This window comes from [Ruminococcus] torques ATCC 27756 (assembly GCF_000153925.1).
Lineage (GTDB): Bacteria > Bacillota > Clostridia > Lachnospirales > Lachnospiraceae > Mediterraneibacter > Mediterraneibacter torques.
Genome location: NZ_DS264369.1, coordinates 1 through 15,694, shown reverse-complemented (window position 1 = coordinate 15,694; position 15,694 = coordinate 1). Strand labels below are relative to the sequence as shown.

13 protein-coding genes, 1 pseudogene and 1 riboswitch are annotated in these 15,694 nt (G+C 41.3%); of the genes and pseudogenes, 5 read left to right on the top strand and 9 right to left on the bottom strand.

What is annotated here, in order from left to right:
- Window position 1: 1 nt before the first annotated feature.
- The gene (gene aroE, locus RUMTOR_RS10500; RefSeq protein ID WP_009242405.1) at window positions 2–877 is read right to left on the bottom strand and encodes a shikimate dehydrogenase; all 876 of its coding nucleotides are present in this window, start codon (window positions 875–877) and stop codon (window positions 2–4) included.
- A 254-nt stretch (window positions 878–1,131) separates the two neighbouring features.
- Between aroE and RUMTOR_RS10495 the strand changes: the two genes are divergently transcribed.
- Window positions 1,132–2,562, top strand: a complete 1,431-nt coding sequence (locus tag RUMTOR_RS10495) for a phospholipase D-like domain-containing protein (protein WP_009242406.1) — start codon at window positions 1,132–1,134, stop codon at window positions 2,560–2,562.
- A gap of 113 nt (window positions 2,563–2,675) precedes the next feature.
- Here the strand turns inward: RUMTOR_RS10495 and RUMTOR_RS10490 are convergent, their stop codons facing one another.
- Window positions 2,676–3,413, bottom strand: coding sequence for a helix-turn-helix domain-containing protein (locus RUMTOR_RS10490; protein WP_004847750.1), 738 nt, complete (start codon window positions 3,411–3,413; stop codon window positions 2,676–2,678).
- Window positions 3,414–3,620: 207 nt separating this feature from the next.
- Between RUMTOR_RS10490 and RUMTOR_RS10485 the strand changes: the two genes are divergently transcribed.
- Window positions 3,621–4,172, top strand: a complete 552-nt coding sequence (locus RUMTOR_RS10485; protein ID WP_004847748.1) for a sporulation initiation factor Spo0A C-terminal domain-containing protein — start codon at window positions 3,621–3,623, stop codon at window positions 4,170–4,172.
- A gap of 159 nt (window positions 4,173–4,331) precedes the next feature.
- Window positions 4,332–5,708, top strand: coding sequence for an MATE family efflux transporter (locus RUMTOR_RS10480; RefSeq protein WP_004847747.1), 1,377 nt, complete (start codon window positions 4,332–4,334; stop codon window positions 5,706–5,708).
- A gap of 155 nt (window positions 5,709–5,863) precedes the next feature.
- On the opposite strand, the gene RUMTOR_RS10475 is transcribed toward RUMTOR_RS10480, so the two are convergent.
- The 7 genes from RUMTOR_RS10475 to RUMTOR_RS10450 all read right to left on the bottom strand — a co-directional run bounded on the left by RUMTOR_RS10475 (window position 5,864) and on the right by RUMTOR_RS10450 (window position 13,191).
- Window positions 5,864–7,162, bottom strand: coding sequence for a sensor histidine kinase (locus RUMTOR_RS10475; protein WP_009242408.1), 1,299 nt, complete (start codon window positions 7,160–7,162; stop codon window positions 5,864–5,866).
- Window positions 7,137–7,856: a response regulator transcription factor gene (locus tag RUMTOR_RS10470; protein WP_009242409.1), complete on the bottom strand. Its 720-nt coding sequence runs from the start codon at window positions 7,854–7,856 to the stop codon at window positions 7,137–7,139. Before RUMTOR_RS10470 ends, RUMTOR_RS10475 begins: the two co-directional genes overlap by 26 nt.
- Before the next feature lie 294 nt (window positions 7,857–8,150).
- Complete coding sequence (locus tag RUMTOR_RS10465; RefSeq protein WP_004847744.1) at window positions 8,151–8,816, bottom strand: energy-coupled thiamine transporter ThiT; 666 nt, start codon at window positions 8,814–8,816, stop codon at window positions 8,151–8,153.
- 39 nt (window positions 8,817–8,855) lie between these two features.
- Window positions 8,856–8,961: riboswitch (TPP riboswitch) on the bottom strand.
- A 281-nt stretch (window positions 8,962–9,242) separates the two neighbouring features.
- Entirely contained in the window at window positions 9,243–9,887 is a 645-nt protein-coding gene (locus tag RUMTOR_RS10460) for a Maf family protein (protein ID WP_004847743.1), read from the bottom strand.
- A gap of 117 nt (window positions 9,888–10,004) precedes the next feature.
- Window positions 10,005–10,445, bottom strand: coding sequence for a S24/S26 family peptidase (locus RUMTOR_RS10455; protein WP_009242412.1), 441 nt, complete (start codon window positions 10,443–10,445; stop codon window positions 10,005–10,007).
- 112 nt (window positions 10,446–10,557) lie between these two features.
- Window positions 10,558–10,707: a hypothetical protein gene (locus RUMTOR_RS13180; protein ID WP_004847741.1), complete on the bottom strand. Its 150-nt coding sequence runs from the start codon at window positions 10,705–10,707 to the stop codon at window positions 10,558–10,560.
- A 24-nt stretch (window positions 10,708–10,731) separates the two neighbouring features.
- Entirely contained in the window at window positions 10,732–13,191 is a 2,460-nt protein-coding gene (locus RUMTOR_RS10450) for an NPCBM/NEW2 domain-containing protein (RefSeq protein WP_009242413.1), read from the bottom strand.
- A 621-nt stretch (window positions 13,192–13,812) separates the two neighbouring features.
- On the opposite strand from RUMTOR_RS10450, the gene RUMTOR_RS10445 reads away from it, so the two are divergent.
- Both RUMTOR_RS10445 and RUMTOR_RS10435 read left to right on the top strand, forming a co-directional pair.
- Entirely contained in the window at window positions 13,813–14,739 is a 927-nt protein-coding gene (locus RUMTOR_RS10445; protein ID WP_004847738.1) for an RpnC/YadD family protein, read from the top strand.
- A 375-nt stretch (window positions 14,740–15,114) separates the two neighbouring features.
- Window positions 15,115–15,694 (top strand): annotated as a pseudogene (locus tag RUMTOR_RS10435) (hypothetical protein); the annotation flags it as partial.

The window sequence follows — 15,694 nt, the reverse complement described above, 5'->3', positions numbered from 1 at the left end:
TTCAGGAAAAGAAAAGTTCCATCACTTCCTGTGCCGGCATTTCTTTTCCTGTAAACAGTTCAAACGCCGCAGCTCCCTGCCAGAGCAGCATCCCGATTCCTCCGACTGCGGCTTTACAGCCTGCCTCTTTTGCTTTTTTTATAAGCAGCGTCTCTCTCGGATTATACACGACGTCCGCAACAGCCAGATCTTTATGAAGTAATTCTTCCGGAACGGGAAGCACGTTTTCCAAAGGACTCATTCCGGCGCGTGTTGCATTGATCAAAAGATCGCTTCCGGCGATAGCTTCTCCTAATTTTTTCTCATCATCAATATCTTCAATATAGATTTTTTTCATCGACGGTACTGCTTTTTTAATCTTTTCTACCGTTTTTTCTCCGTTTGCGAAAAATTCATCCTTCCGGTTAAATATCGCAATCTCTGACGCTTTATCAAGCGCCGCCTGTACTGCGATCGCAGTCGCCGCTCCGCCTGTACCAAGCAAAACGATCTTCTTTCCCTCTATCCCGACTCCTTGTTCCTTCAGATTGCGGACAAATCCGATCCCGTCTGTAATATGCCCTGTCATCGTTTTGTCCTCTTCCACAACGACGGTGTTACACGCTCCGACAAGTTCCGCCGCAGGGGACAATCTGTCTACAAGCTGTGCCGCCGCGGTTTTGTTCGGCATCGTTATGTTAAAACCGCCTACGTTTAATGTGCGGAATGCGTCAATCGCATCTTTTGTTTTCTCCAGCGGTATGTCAAACGCAAGATACGCCGCATCGATCCCTAGCTTTTCAAAACTGTAGTTGTACATAGCCGGAGACCCCGAATGGCCTACCGGTGAACCGATCAGCGCGTAAAGCCTTGTATGTCCGTTAATTCTTCTTTCCATCTTTTCTCCCTCCATGATCATGCGCTCTCAAAACAGGCGCACTGCAAATATGGATACAGTATATCACAACTTTTTGTTTACTTCAACACTTTAAAGTGTGAATAAAATTCGTTAAAATAAAAATCGAATTAAAATGCATACATTTATCCCGTGTCACCCCATGTTACTAACGCGTTGTCGTTTTGTCTTAATGAATTGCCCCTTTTAAAAAAATGTGCTATCTTATTCCAAAAGAAAGGAGATTTTACGAAAATATGAAAAACAGTTTTTCTTTTCTCGCAAAACATATTTCATGGAAATACATTGTACTTATCTTAATCCTTATTTATATTATCCTCCTTACTGTTCCTTATCTGCCGCATAAAACTGTATCGGAAGAATACAAAGAAAAAGATGCGGCAGCCGAATATTATTCCGACACATCCGGGACAGAGCGCATCGCCTACATCACTGATAATAACGACGCTCTTTTGTATCGGCTCGGTATGATCGAAGAAGCAGAAAAATCCATCATTTTATCGACCTTTGATTTTAACGATGATGAGGCGGGGCAGGATATTCTTTCCGCCTTACTAAACGCCGCGGACCGGGGCGTCGATATCCGTGTTATCGTCGATGGAATCAGCGGATTTATGGATGTACAGCACAATCCGTGGTTTCTTGCTTTAGACGCTCATAAAAACGCTCAGGTCCGCATTTATAATCCTGTGAATTTTTTGAAACCATGGGATATGCAGGCCCGCCTTCATGACAAATATCTGATCATCGATGACCAGATGTATACACTTGGCGGACGCAACACAACAAACCTGTTTCTCGGAGATTATTCAAAAGGAAAAAACATCGACAAGGAGCTGTTTGTTTACGAAACAGATCCGGGCAAAAATATGCAAAACACTTCTATGTCCCAGCTTCAGACTTATTTTGATTCCATATGGGATTCTTCTGACAGCAAACCGTGCCGTGGCTCAAGAAACGGAAAAAAGACGGTCGAAAAAACAGAAGCTCTGAAAAAACATTACAAAGAGCTACAGAAAAAATATCCTGCCGCATACGAAAAACAAAACTGGGAAGAACTGACATTTGAGACAAATAAGATCACTCTTTTGAGCAATCCGATCGAATCAGAAAACAAAGAACCGTGGATGTGGTACTCTCTTCACCGGCTTATGATGTCCGGAAAACAGGCGACGATCTACACCCCTTACATTATATGCGGCAGGGAAATGTACGACGATCTTTCTCAGCTCACAGATAATAACGTCTCTGTCGAGATCATTACAAATGATGTCGCAAAAGGCGCCAATCCGTGGGGCTGTACAGATTACTTAAATGAAAAAGAAAAGATATGGAGAACCGGTGTGAAAGTTTACGAATATATGGCTCCCCATTCCTGCCATACGAAAGCCGTTCTCATAGATGACCGCATGAGTATCGTCGGTTCTTACAATCTTGACATGCGAAGCACATATCTTGATACCGAATTAATGCTTGCCGTCGATTCAACCGAATTAAACGCAATTATACGAAAAGAAGCCGAACATGATAAAACCTTTTCAAAAACGATGGAAAACGGAAAATATACCTACGGGGAAAATTACAAAACAAAAGAATTAAGCACCGGAAAGAAATTATTCTACGCAACATTAAGACAAATTATCAAACCGCTCCGAAGATTCTTATAGACAACTTTATTAAAAACTCTTTATAGACAAAACTTTTATGATTAAATTTTTACAGCCGAATTTCTTATGATCGATATCTTCTCTGATCGGATTTATCTGCACGGAAACGAGAATCACAAATCAGGCATCCCTTGTACCTTCCCGAGAACTGTTCCCATGCAGATAAACCGGTCTTTCGGCTTTACTACTACATCCTGTTCCAATACGTTCAATGCTTTCAGCTTTTTCTCTTCATTTTCCTGATATAATAATCTCAAATAATAAACTTCATTTACTAAGAAAATTCCTATTTCATTTTGACCTGCTTTTTTTTCGGTCAATGCGATCACATCCCCGTTCCGAAAAACAGGCTCGTATCTGTCTGTCTGAAGCTGCAGGCAAAATTCCATGCCGTCTATCATATTCTCCTTGCGTACACGGAATTCAAAATATTCTGCTCTTTTTTTACAAATCGCATCAATCCCTCCTCCCATATCTTTCATACACGGAAAAGAAATCCATTCTTCCTGCTGCATTCTCGAATACTCTTCTTCGATCACCATACGAACAAGTTTTTTCCCGCTGCTCGTCAACTGCCTGTACTTTTCAAGAGCATATATCTCATCCTGTGTGATCGCTCTTTTACATGCGATGGCAATCTCTCTGTTTCTTACATACTCTTCATAAAAGTAATTCGCATCTACTTCAAGCGTGATCATCAGCGCAACAAAAATATCCGGTTTCGGATAGCTGATTCCATTCTCATAATTTGCAATAGCAGACGGTGTAACCTGCACCGCTTCGGCAAGCTGTACTCTTGACATGTTTAACTCCTGACGTCGCTTACGAATCTTATTTCTGATCATCGTCATGATTTTAACCCTCTCTTCACCACATATTATTCAAAGTATATTACAAATTTCCTGTAAAAGCAATCGCTTTTTCAAGATTATTGTAGTTTCTCATTGACATTTTATTAAATCTGTCGTAAACTGATGTAGAAATAGCCGTAAAATTGGTATATTTTCTTAATATGAATCAATTTTCTTAGGTAATATTAACAACTAGAATCGAGGGGCATGATGAAAGATTATGTAATAGATGTACTGATGAACATCGGAGTTCCGGCAGGAATCAAAGGTTTTACTTATATTTGCGACGCAATAGAATTATTTAATACCGATCCATACTATCCTGACGGAAAGATATCAGCACTCTATATCGATATCGCTAAAAAGTATCACACAACACCATCAAGAGTAGAGCGTTCCATACGACACGCTTTCGATATTGCACTTACAAAAGGTGATCCTGATATGGTATCCCGCTATCTGGATCTGACAAACAGACAGAACTCCACGCTATTGCGGACACTCTATCTTCGAATCGGGCAAGAACGCCGCAGACATCAGGCAGAACGGCATCATCAGCAATGCAACCCACAAACTTGTACCTCACAGACTTGTGAGTTTAAAGCACAGATATATATGGAAGCAATGAAAACCTTATCCGAAGAGATCGAATCTTTGTTTAATCGCACTCTTGCTTCTGTAAGAGATGATATTCATCCGACAGACGACGGACAAAGTGAACGGAGCTGTTCCGGATTTCCAAAATCTTTAAAATCTTAAAGACTCGGCTCTTTCTTATTTTATTTTTATCATCTTTGAAAACAGCTCCGCAAAACAACATATGTTTGAATTTCACTTGGTTTTACCTCGCTTTTCATATATAATATTAGGCGTTTCACAAACGCCTAATACCGAAAATTATTGAAAGGAGATGGTTCTATGTCTACCAACATTCAGAAAAACCAGATTACAGAAGGCATTATTTGGCGGCAGCTTCTACTTTTCTTCTTTCCCATTTTACTCGGGACTTTCTTTCAACAGCTATACAACACGATTGACAGTGTTATCGTCGGTCAATTCGTCGGAAAAGAAGCTCTCGCCGCAGTAGGAGGTTCTTCTGCTCAGATCGTTGCTTTTGTAGTCGGATTTTTTACCGGGCTTTCTTCCGGGGCATCCGTAACGATTGCACAATTTTTCGGTGCGAAAGACTCCCGCTCTGCAAATAAAGGTCTTCACACAGCTTACGCGATCGCCGCTTTCGGAGGTTTGATCCTTACCGTATCAGGAATAATTCTGACTCCGTTTCTTTTAGAGATGATGAATACGCCTGCCGATATTGTAGCAGATTCCGCCGTTTACTTAAGGATCTACTTTGCCGGAATCATTTTCGTCCTCATTTACAACATGGGATCGGCAATACTGCGCGCCACCGGAGATTCCAAACGTCCGCTCTATTATTTGATCGTCTGCTGCATCATCAACATCGTGCTTGACGTTTTATTCGTTATCGTATTCCATATGGGTGTTATGGGAGTTGCCGTTGCCACCCTCATCGCACAGGCTGTAAGCGCCGTACTTGTCACTTTAAAACTGATGCGCTCTGAAGGCATATTAAAACTTTCCGTCAAACAGATCCGTTTCCACGGTTCGATTTTGAAAATGCAGTTAAAACTCGGACTGCCGACCGGATTTGAAGCGATCCTGTTCTCTATTACAAATATTGCCATTCAATCTGCTGTCAACACTTTCGGCACGGACACAACCGCCGCATGGTCAGCCTACGGAAAACTGGACGCAATTTTTTGGATGGTCAGCACTGCGTTCGGAATTGCGATCACAACATTCGTAGGGCAAAACTACGGCGCCGGAAAAATGGATCGCGTACGCAAAAGTACCCGCGTATGCCTTCTTATGGATTTTATTGTTTCCGCCGTACTTGTTGTCTTTCTGATCGCCGCACGATTCCTTTTATTCCGGTTATTTACAAACGACAGTCATGTAATTGAAATCGGATGCGACATGCTCGTTCTGATCACGCCATGGTACATTGTATATGTCTTTATCGAAGTTATCGCCGGAGCGCTGCGCGGAGTCGGAAACGTCGTCGTTCCGGTAGCCATTACTCTGCTTGGCGTCTGCGTCCTTCGCATCGCATGGCTTGCCGCCATGCTGAAAATCTCACCGACGATATCGGCGATTATTTTAAGCTATCCGGTAACATGGGTTATCACAGCGCTTGCATTTATCATCTACTATATATACATAACCCATAAAACTATCGCCGGAAGTTCTAAAAAGCATGTTCCAAAATTGTAAGCAGCCGATAAAATCTTAGATAGACCCGGACTTGGACTATCTGCGCTGCGAGAGTAAAAAAGCAAAAAATTACCCGAATCATCATAAAGTAATATACTCACATAAGAAACGGGTGATTTTTTGCTTTTCTGCATTCTTCTGCATAATAATCAAAATTATGTTGTCTTTTTCGGAAATTTCAAACAGGCTTTAAACTGATCGCAGTCGATCAATATATCAAATTCTCCCCCGAGCGCTTTGGCATAAGTACTTACGATCGCCAGTCCAAGTCCGTTTCCGTCTCCGGTTCTTGCCTTATCTCCTCTTGCAAACCTTTCGATAATATCTTCTTTTGTAAAATCCATCGGATATCCCGATGTGTTTGTTACTTCCAGCCATACTTCCTCTTTTCCTTCCGACTGCAAAAGCTTCGTTTTCACAAAGACACGCGTTCCCTTTGCAGAATATTTCAACGCATTTTCAATCAGATTCTGGCAGATTCTGTAAAAATAAGAATTGTCCGATATAAGCTGTGTATCTTCTTTTGTCAGATCGGTAACAAATTCCAAATGACTTTCTTTTATCCTGTCATCCATATCCGCAAAGATCTGTTCGATCATCCGATTTACCTCGAACGGCTCCGGATGCAGCTCTACATTTCCGCTGCTTGCTTTTGCAAGATTAAATAAACTGTTGATCATTTCTTTTAGTTTCTCTGCCCGCTCTGAAATCACATCCACATAATCGCGGACAATATCGCTTAATTCTTCCCTCTTGATCAGTTCAATATAGCCGACCATCGACGTAAGCGGCGTTTTCAGATCATGGGAAACATTTGTAATAAGATCTACTCTGAGCTGATCGCTGCGCGATACTTTTTCAAGACTCTTTCGCTCGATCTCTAGCGCTTCTTTGATCCTGTTTTGATTTATCTTTTCAAAATTACACATGATCATGTCTAACTGTTTCTTTTTAAAGTGATTCATCACCGCTCCGGCAAGCACAAACTGAACGAGCGCCGATAAAATCATGACATAACCCGATGCATAATTGTATTGCCATCCTGTTCCTATATACATTCCGCCGTTCATTAAGTACGACATATACCACAAAGCGATCAAAAGAGCTGTTCCGCCTATCCACTGCAGTCTGCGATTCCTGATTTTCCACCTGTTCTGCCATTTCACATACGCATCCTTTTCTCCCGGATCCCATTCACGGAATTTCCTCATAATGAGAAATGCGGTCAGTATCATCTGCCCTGCTCCAAATAAAGCATTTCCCAATATCCCGAAAAACAATGATTCTCCGGTCGGATGGTACGTACGGTACACTACAACACTATACCAGAATGCGATTCCAAACCCTGCCAGCACAAAACAAAATAGTTTCACTGCAATCCCTGTACTGCTAAGCCAGCATTTCTCTAAAAAACTTTTCGCCTTTGACTTAATATTTTTCCATTTTGTATCCAATACCCCACACCACCTTTACATATCTTGGTTTCTTTGCATCAATCTCAATTTTCTCCCGAATGTGTCTGATATGAACCATTACCGTGTTTTCCACTGTATAGTTTGCCGATTCCTGCCAGACATTTTCATAAATCTGCTCCGAAGAAAACACCTGCCCCGGATGTTCCATCAAAAGTTCTAAAATTTTATACTCCGTAGCCGTCAGCCTCACTTCCTCCCCTTCCACAAGTACGATCCGCTGTTTTTTGTCAAGTACAAGGCCTCCGTTTATGATCTGATCATCATTTTCCTTCGGAAGCTCGCCTCCCCACGCCCTGTATCTCCTCAAATGCGCTTTCACGCGAGCCATCAACTCCGCCGGATTATAGGGCTTTTCCACATAATCGTCCGCACCAAGCACAAGTCCCGATACCTTATCACTTTCCTCCGTCTTTGCCGAAAGAATAATAACCGGAATCCTGTATTTCTCCCGAAGCTTCATAAGAGCAGACAAGCCATTTAACCGTGGCATCATAACATCAAGCAGAATTAAATCTACCGGATTCTGCTCAAGCAAGTTTAACGCTTCCATTCCATCATACGCCGGAATCACCCGGTATCCTTCGTATTTTAAAAGTTCACTGATCGAATATACAATTTCTTTGTTGTCATCAACAACCATGACAACCTCTCCCATATTCATTTCCTCTGCCATCATTCTCTCCTCTCGTTTTCCTTTATCTGATATAAACAGTACACTTCCACTGTTAAAAAAAACTCGATGTAATTCTTAAATTTTTCTTATAAAAGGCCGTCGGGAATTTCCTTTCATACATTTCCTTTCCAAGCAGTGGATCGCCGGTATAATCCGCCACTTTTTGTGGCGGCAAGCCGGGCAATCGGCTTGGATTGCACAACGTGCAATCATTATACCACAAACGATAACAGGCGATCCGGAAATTTCTTTATTTCCGAACCGCCTGTCATCTTTACACATGTGAATTTTATTTTATTCCGCCGCAATCTGCTTTACCTTACCGAGTCCCTTTGCCACGGCAGGAATGCAAATGATCACGAGCGTAATCGCCGCTTCCGCCAAAAGAAAGCTATAATTATATGCAATCGGATAGATCGCTGTCAATGATTTCGGGAAGTTATCGGGCATGTAATCCATCCAATACAAATATCCCCCAAGTGCGTGAAACGCACCTCTTGCCAAAACTGCCGCGATATAACCTTTAAGCAGTCCGTGCTTCTTTTTTGCAAAAAATCCTGCCACACCAAGAGCTGCAAATGCCAGAATATAATCACAGCACACTTGGAAAAAAGAAAGTACATACGGTTCCTGTATAAACTGCAGGATTCCATAAGCAAGACCTACCAAAACTCCTGTTCCGACACCGTACCAGTTTGCCACAAGTACAATAAACAGCATGCTGCATAATGTCACACTGCCTCCCCATGGCATCTGAAAAATCTTTACATAAGACGTAACAAACGCCAGGGCCATTGCAGCCGCACAAAATACTAGCTGCTTTGTCGTCATTTTTTGACGCTTAGATCTCTTTCCCGCGAAAAATACTGCCGCCAGAAAAAGTACGATCCCGACGGATATCGTGACAACATATCCCGCAGTTGTCAGCCCGCCTTCTGCATTTACAAGTAAATCAAACATAAAAAAACCTCCTGTTCTCAGATTGAAAACAAAAGGTATAAACACTCATAACATAATCCCTACGTTGGCATTATCCAAATCAGGTTATGGGTCGAAGTTCCCAACTTCCTCTCAGCCTGTAACACAAGCTCCCCTTGTCATCAATCTATATGTAATTTTTTAGTAACAGTTTAGCCATACAGTGTGTGTGAAGCACAAAACATGCCTGCATGTTTTTGCAAGCGGACATCTGTATGTGCTAAGCGCCTATTTATGAGTAAAACAGTGGCGTCAGCCACAATAAGCACGCAGTGCGGTTTTACGAATGGCGTGGGATAAACTGTTACATCTTTGACCGTATCCATAATAACCTCTTTGACAAAAAATGTCAAGAAATTTGAACAATCATCCTGTCCGGCCTTTTATATGGGCATCGCTGTGCCCCCATCAGTCCTTCTCCGCTATTTCTTTTAACTGTCGATACACATAAGATACCGGGAGTCCGACCACGTTATAATAATCTCCGTCGATCCGTTCGATATAAGCTGCAAACTGCCCCTGTATACCATACGCTCCGGCTTTGTCAAGAGGTTCTCCTGTTGCGGCATATTCCCGAATCTCTTCGTCACTCATAGGATTGACAAAAACTTCCGTTTCAACTGCATGAACAACCGACTTTCTTTTTCCCTCATCGTCATAATCCAAAATTGCCACGCCTGTATACACTTTGTGACTTCTTCCCTGCAGACTTCGGATCATACGGACGGCATCTGCCTCATCTTTCGGTTTCCCTAAAATACTTCCGTCTGACACAACGATCGTATCCGCTCCGATCACAATCGTATCCAACAGTACATTATTTTTCTTATCAAAACTTATCTGCTTCACCTGCTCTTGTTTTTCCCGTAAATCATCCGCAACATTTTCCGCCTTTGAAAGCGCAAGCTCTTTTACAATCTCTTCGGGGATCAGACTATGATAAACTTCTTCTTTGTCACTGACTCTTACTTCAAATGAAATTCCGATCTGCTCAAGGAGCTCCCGCCTTCTCGGGGAAGCCGACCCAAGAATAATTCTTTTCTTTGTCTGCATTTTCACTTCTCTGCTTTCTTCTATTTATTTTATTTACTCCAAGTATACAACAACCAATGTATATGTGTACACAAAGAATGTCACCCTTTGTAAAAAACATACTTTACATAAATTATTTCATTGAGCAGTCCTGGCTTTTTTAATACGTTGCAGCTTATTTTTTATACGAAGAATTGCCGCTCGGATCAAAAACAAATCACACCACAAATGAACATATAGACGGTATGTCGGATATCTCACAGAAATATGTTTCTCACCACGATAAAATTCGGTCACGACACCAAGTATCCACTCCTCCGGCACATTCTCTTTCCACCAGCGATTGTCCCCACAGATGATATATCCTTCCTTTTTCACATGCAGGATACGATGCAGCACATATTTTCCGTCCGGTCGCCGATAAAGCGGAAGATCGTATCGCTTTAATCTTCCATGAACCGGTTCTATAATAATTGTATCCCTTCGATTACGCAACATCGGTTCCATGCTGTCTCCGACGGTTGTAGAGACACAGGTTTTCCCCGATCGAAGTTCTTCTTCTAAAGATGTATTGCGCATAACGTCTCCTCTATAAAATCTATCTTTCACTACAGATAATTTTATAAAAACATCCTTGACAGATCTTTATAATCTGCCAAGGATGTTTTTCATCTAATGAAAATAACTTTAGTTATGGAGTTTCTGGCCCCCACTCATCAGTATCCTCGCCGCCTCCAATATTTCCTTCAGTACCGCCATCATTAACAAAAGATGTTGTAATAATATCCTCTGTTCCAAATCTTACAACTTCTAATTCCGGCTCTAAAAATGTTTTTCTCACTTCTATTCCTCCTGCCTTCTCTTCTTATCGAATTGTATATTGCGCCATGTCGCTATATACAGTATGTTGCTCACCACTATTGTCCTGATATGTTACATATCCTCTTGCATACCAAGTTGTTGTTCTGCTCGTTTTTAAATACTGTGTGAAGTTTGCCAAATATAAATCTGTATTTACACCATATTTTTTCAAACGGGTAGTTGCTGTTGTATCTAATGTCAATTCTTGTTGTACTTCCTGAATTGCTGCATAGCCTGTACTATCAGTTGCCACAACACCGGCTTTTATAACTTTATAATCTGCATCTGTCGGAACAGAATATTTTGACAAAAACTTCACTCTTCCATTTGCATAGGACACATCGCACAAAACCGAAACTTCTTTTTGAATTTCTTCTGCTTCTTCAACATAAACAGATGTCACAGCTATGTCTTTATATACTGTAAATGTATAAGATTCATTGTAACAGATCGGTTTTTCATTCACAGTCCAGTGTGAAAACTTCTTTCCTTCAGGAGCCTGTGCTGCTACAACTCTTACCTGATCTCCGACTTCACAATATTTTGTTTCTGTGTTTCCGTTGTTATTGATCGTAACAACCGCCTTTAACTGCAATCCTTCGATCGACGTCTTCAAAGATTCAACAATCAATTTCACCTCTTCTACTGAAAGAGCTGTATTGTCTTTCGCTGCTTTTGCATCTGCAAGATCGTCTTCAAGCGCTTTTCTCGTTGCTTCCGTATATTTCTCCGCAAAATTTTCTTCCTTCATCCTGCTTTCTGCCGCAGCAATCGCTTCTTCTAACGCCGTATCGTCGCGGGTAACCGTAACAATACACTGTGCCGTTATATTAGGATAATTCACAGAACTTACTTTAATTGTTGCATTTCCCGCTTTATGAGCTGTGACAACTCCGCCGTCAACAGTAGCGACTTCCTCATTATCAGATTCCCATAAAACTTCTTGATCTGTCGCGTCTTCCGGGGTGATCGCTGCCTGCAGCGTCGCCGTCTTCTGCTCTTCCGTTCCTCCGACTTTCAAAGCCAATGCATCCTGATCTAATGTTATTCCCGTAACTGCGATTTCTACAGTTTCATATAATTTTGCATTTGCCCAACACGTATGCAGTTTCCCGCCATTTCCGTTGTTCCATGCGCTTGCAGGGCACTCTAGCTTCATATGAGTCGTTCCTTCCGGTAATTTCACACGAATACTTCGCAATCCACCGTTTGCCGAAAGATCTTCTGCATAATACTGCTGTGTATAATTACTTCCGTCTGTACTTGTAGAAACTTTAAATTTCGCTTTCACATTTGCAAAAACACCGCCGTCTGACGCAATCTGATGATTCTCGACACCGATGTCGGCAGAAAACATCTTGTAGCCTGTCACATCATATACAATCGAAGACGGCTCATGTGCACCTATGCCTTTTGTATATGTATTTATTGTAGACGTATCTTTCTTGATTGCTATCAACCTGTTTCCATCCGGACACAGATCTTTCTTAACTCCACCCCATGCAGTATTTCCGGACAAGTGCGTTAAATCCGACACATAAACTCCTGTTCCCAATTCATCCTGAAATTCCATTTTGAACTGTTCCAACTGTTGGAAAACAGCCTCAAGTTCTTCTTTTGTCGTGCTTTCCTGCGCTAACTTTGCTTCTGCCTCTGCCTTAATCGGATCAAATTTTGCTCTGGAATATACTTTACCCGAATCTGCGTTTCCGCTAAGCACGTTCAACTCCATCTGTGATTCCATCTGTGCAAGTTTTTCTCGTATTCTGATTTTTAAAGCTTCTGTTTCCGCATCTTTTTTTACCGGAGTCAATATACTGATTTCTGCCGCCGATATATGCTGATTGGGAGCGCTTCCATCCGTATGAATGACAGTAAGTTTTACTTTTTTGACATTCTCAACTTCTGCATCAAATACAAATTCCTTTTCGGATTTATTCTCTGCCGACCAATTAGCTCCCGGGTTGTTATAACTAATATGTAAGTTATTTCCTACATTTTCCCAATTTTCAGTTCCGTCTTTCTGAACCGAAACACTAAATTCTGTCACTGTTCCGTTTCCAAACGCGTCCTGCCTCGGAAGATAAGTAATCCCCTGGATGCTCTGCGCGTTCTGAAGTTCTACTGTTATCGTATTGTTGCCTGTCAGAGCGCCGTCTTCCCTGTTCGGCTGATTATCTCCGCTATAACACGAATGATAATAAGACGTAATCACTCCGTCTGTCGCATTGACTGCATGTCCCGTTCCGGGCGATGCCGCGCCTTCACCTGTACTTGATTCATTATCCGCCTCCGTATCCGCTGTTGTCGTCAGCTCTGTATAAGGCACTTTCTTATACCCCGATTCACTGACTTCTTCATTCCATACCCAATCAGCGCTTGCCTGTACGTTCACCGGAAATGCGCTTCCTGTAATAACCATCGCTCCAGCGCATAATAAAGCGAATGTCTGTTTCATTTTCATAATCTTATCCACCTCTTCCTTTTTTCTATACTTGCAATCCATAATTCAACGGTCTGCAGAAATATTCATATATTGCTTTTCTTCCCTCACCTCCCGGTTCCCTTATAATTATCGAAATCTCTGTTCCGACTCGAATGATAAATGATGTTATATCTTTATAATTTTACCCCCTCCCCGTATTTTTCTGTCAATATGTTTTGTGTATTTTTTTCTAAGATTTCTTTTATATCTTACTTTTTTTGTGCATTTTTACTCGATTTTGCCATTATTTACATTTTCAGATTCCCCACCCTTCTTCCTTCCCACAGATTTTTATATCAATTTTTCTAATAGCAAAACAGATAATATATTATTGTTTCTCATTTACAGATATGCTATGATAATTCCACTCACAGAAATTCTTTCTGTGAAAAATACCGGCAGCTTCACCGGTCTGAGGAATTCCCTCAAAATTACCCGATACAATACAACAACAGTTTTTGCATGGATAGTCTTGTAGAACAGCTCTTTTTTTCGTATACTGATTCTAAATAAAAGAAACTCGTTTTTCTAAAATCCTTTTAAAAATCACGAGCAAAAGGCGTTTCAGAAAAGAGTTTTCTTGTTCTATAGGACTCATTCATGCACATGAAAGGAGAGCCTATGGCAGGAAAAGAAAACAGAGAAATTAAAAACAGTGTCTTTGTAGATCTGTTCTATGAGGACGAATCAGCAGAAGCGAATGAGATCGCACTTTTTAATGCAATCCATGATGAGCCGCTGCCGGAAGGAACGAAGATTCGGAGATTCCGTGTAGACAATACGATCTACATGAATTTTCAAAACGATATTTCTTTTGACGCAGGAGGAAAAGTGATCGTATTCGGCGAGCATCAGTCTACGGTCAACGAAAACATGCCCCTTCGGAGTCTGCTGTATATCGGACGTGCTTATGAAAGGCTTGTACCGCCGAGAAGCCGTTATAAGAAGAAAATCGTTTCCCTTCCGACACCGGAATTTTACACATTCTATAACGGAAAAGAAAAATGGGAAAAGGAAAAAGAACTGCGCTTGTCAGATGCCTATATCGTAAAAGACGGTGAGCCGAGTCTGGAATTAAAAGTAAAGGTCATCAATATCCGGCCGGAAGAGCATCATGAAATCTTAGAAAAGTGTCAGGTACTGAAAGAATACAGCCAGTTTATGGAAATCGTGCAGAACTATCAGATCTCCGGGGAGGAAGAGCCTTATAAAAAAGCGATAAAAGAGTGCATTGAAAAAGGCATTCTTGCTGATTATTTAATGCGAAAAGGAGGCGAGGTTGTCAATATGTTATTAGACGAATACGACTATGAGACAGATATCGAAGTGCAAAGAGAAGAGGCAAGAGAAGAAGGACGAAAGCTGGGACGAGAAGAGGAACGAAAAGAATTTCTCCAAAAAATCTGCTCTCTCATTCAGAAAAAACTTGAAAAAGGAAAAACAGTTTCCGAAATTGCAAATGATCTTGAAGATACGGAAGAAAATGTCGCTCATCTGATTGAACAGTTTCATCTTCGTATAAATTAATCAAAGATAACTTCATAGAACAGAGGAGAAGCGTTGTTTTCTCCTCTGTCAGAAGTCGATTAAAATATAAATATATCATTGTTTCTCATTTACAAATATGCTATGATAATCCCACTCACAGACATTCTATCTGTGAAAGATACCGGCAGTTTCGCCGGTCTGAGGAATTCCCTCAAAATTACCCGATACAATACAACAACAGTTTTTGCGTGGATAGTCTTGTAGAACAGTTCTTTTTTTCGTATACTGATTTTTAAGAGAAGGTCTTAAAAAAGAGAAAACGTTTTCTTTTTCAGAGGAAAAACTTTTGGCGAAAGCAAACCTAAAAGCAGCAAGCTTAAAAGCATTTTCCCGCCTGTACTACAGGATTCGTTCATGCACATGAAAGGAGAGCCTATGGCAGGAAAAGAAAACAGAGAAATTAAAAACAGTGTCTTTGTAGATCTGTTCTATGAGGACGAATCAGCAGAAGCGAATGAGATCGCACTTTTTAATGCAATCCATGATGAGCCGCTGCCGGAAGGAACGAAGATTCGGAGATTCCGTGTAGACAATACGATCTACATGAATTTTCAAAACGATATTTCTTTTGACGCAGGAGGAAAAGTGATCGTATTCGGCGAGCATCAGTCTACGGTCAACGAAAACATGCCCCTTCGGAGTCTGCTGTATATCGGACGTGCTTATGAAAGGCTTGTACCGCCGAGAAGCCGTTATAAGAAGAAAATCGTTTCCCTTCCGACACCGGAATTTTACACATTCTATAACGGAAAAGAAAAATGGGAAAAGGAAAAAGAACTGCGCTTGTCAGATGCCTATATCGTAAAAGACGGTGAGCCGAGTCTGGAATTAAAAGTAAAGGTCATCAATATCCGGCCGGAAGAGCATCATGAAATCTTAGAAAAGTGTCAGGTACTGAAAGAATACAGCCAGTTTATGGAAATCGTGCAGAACT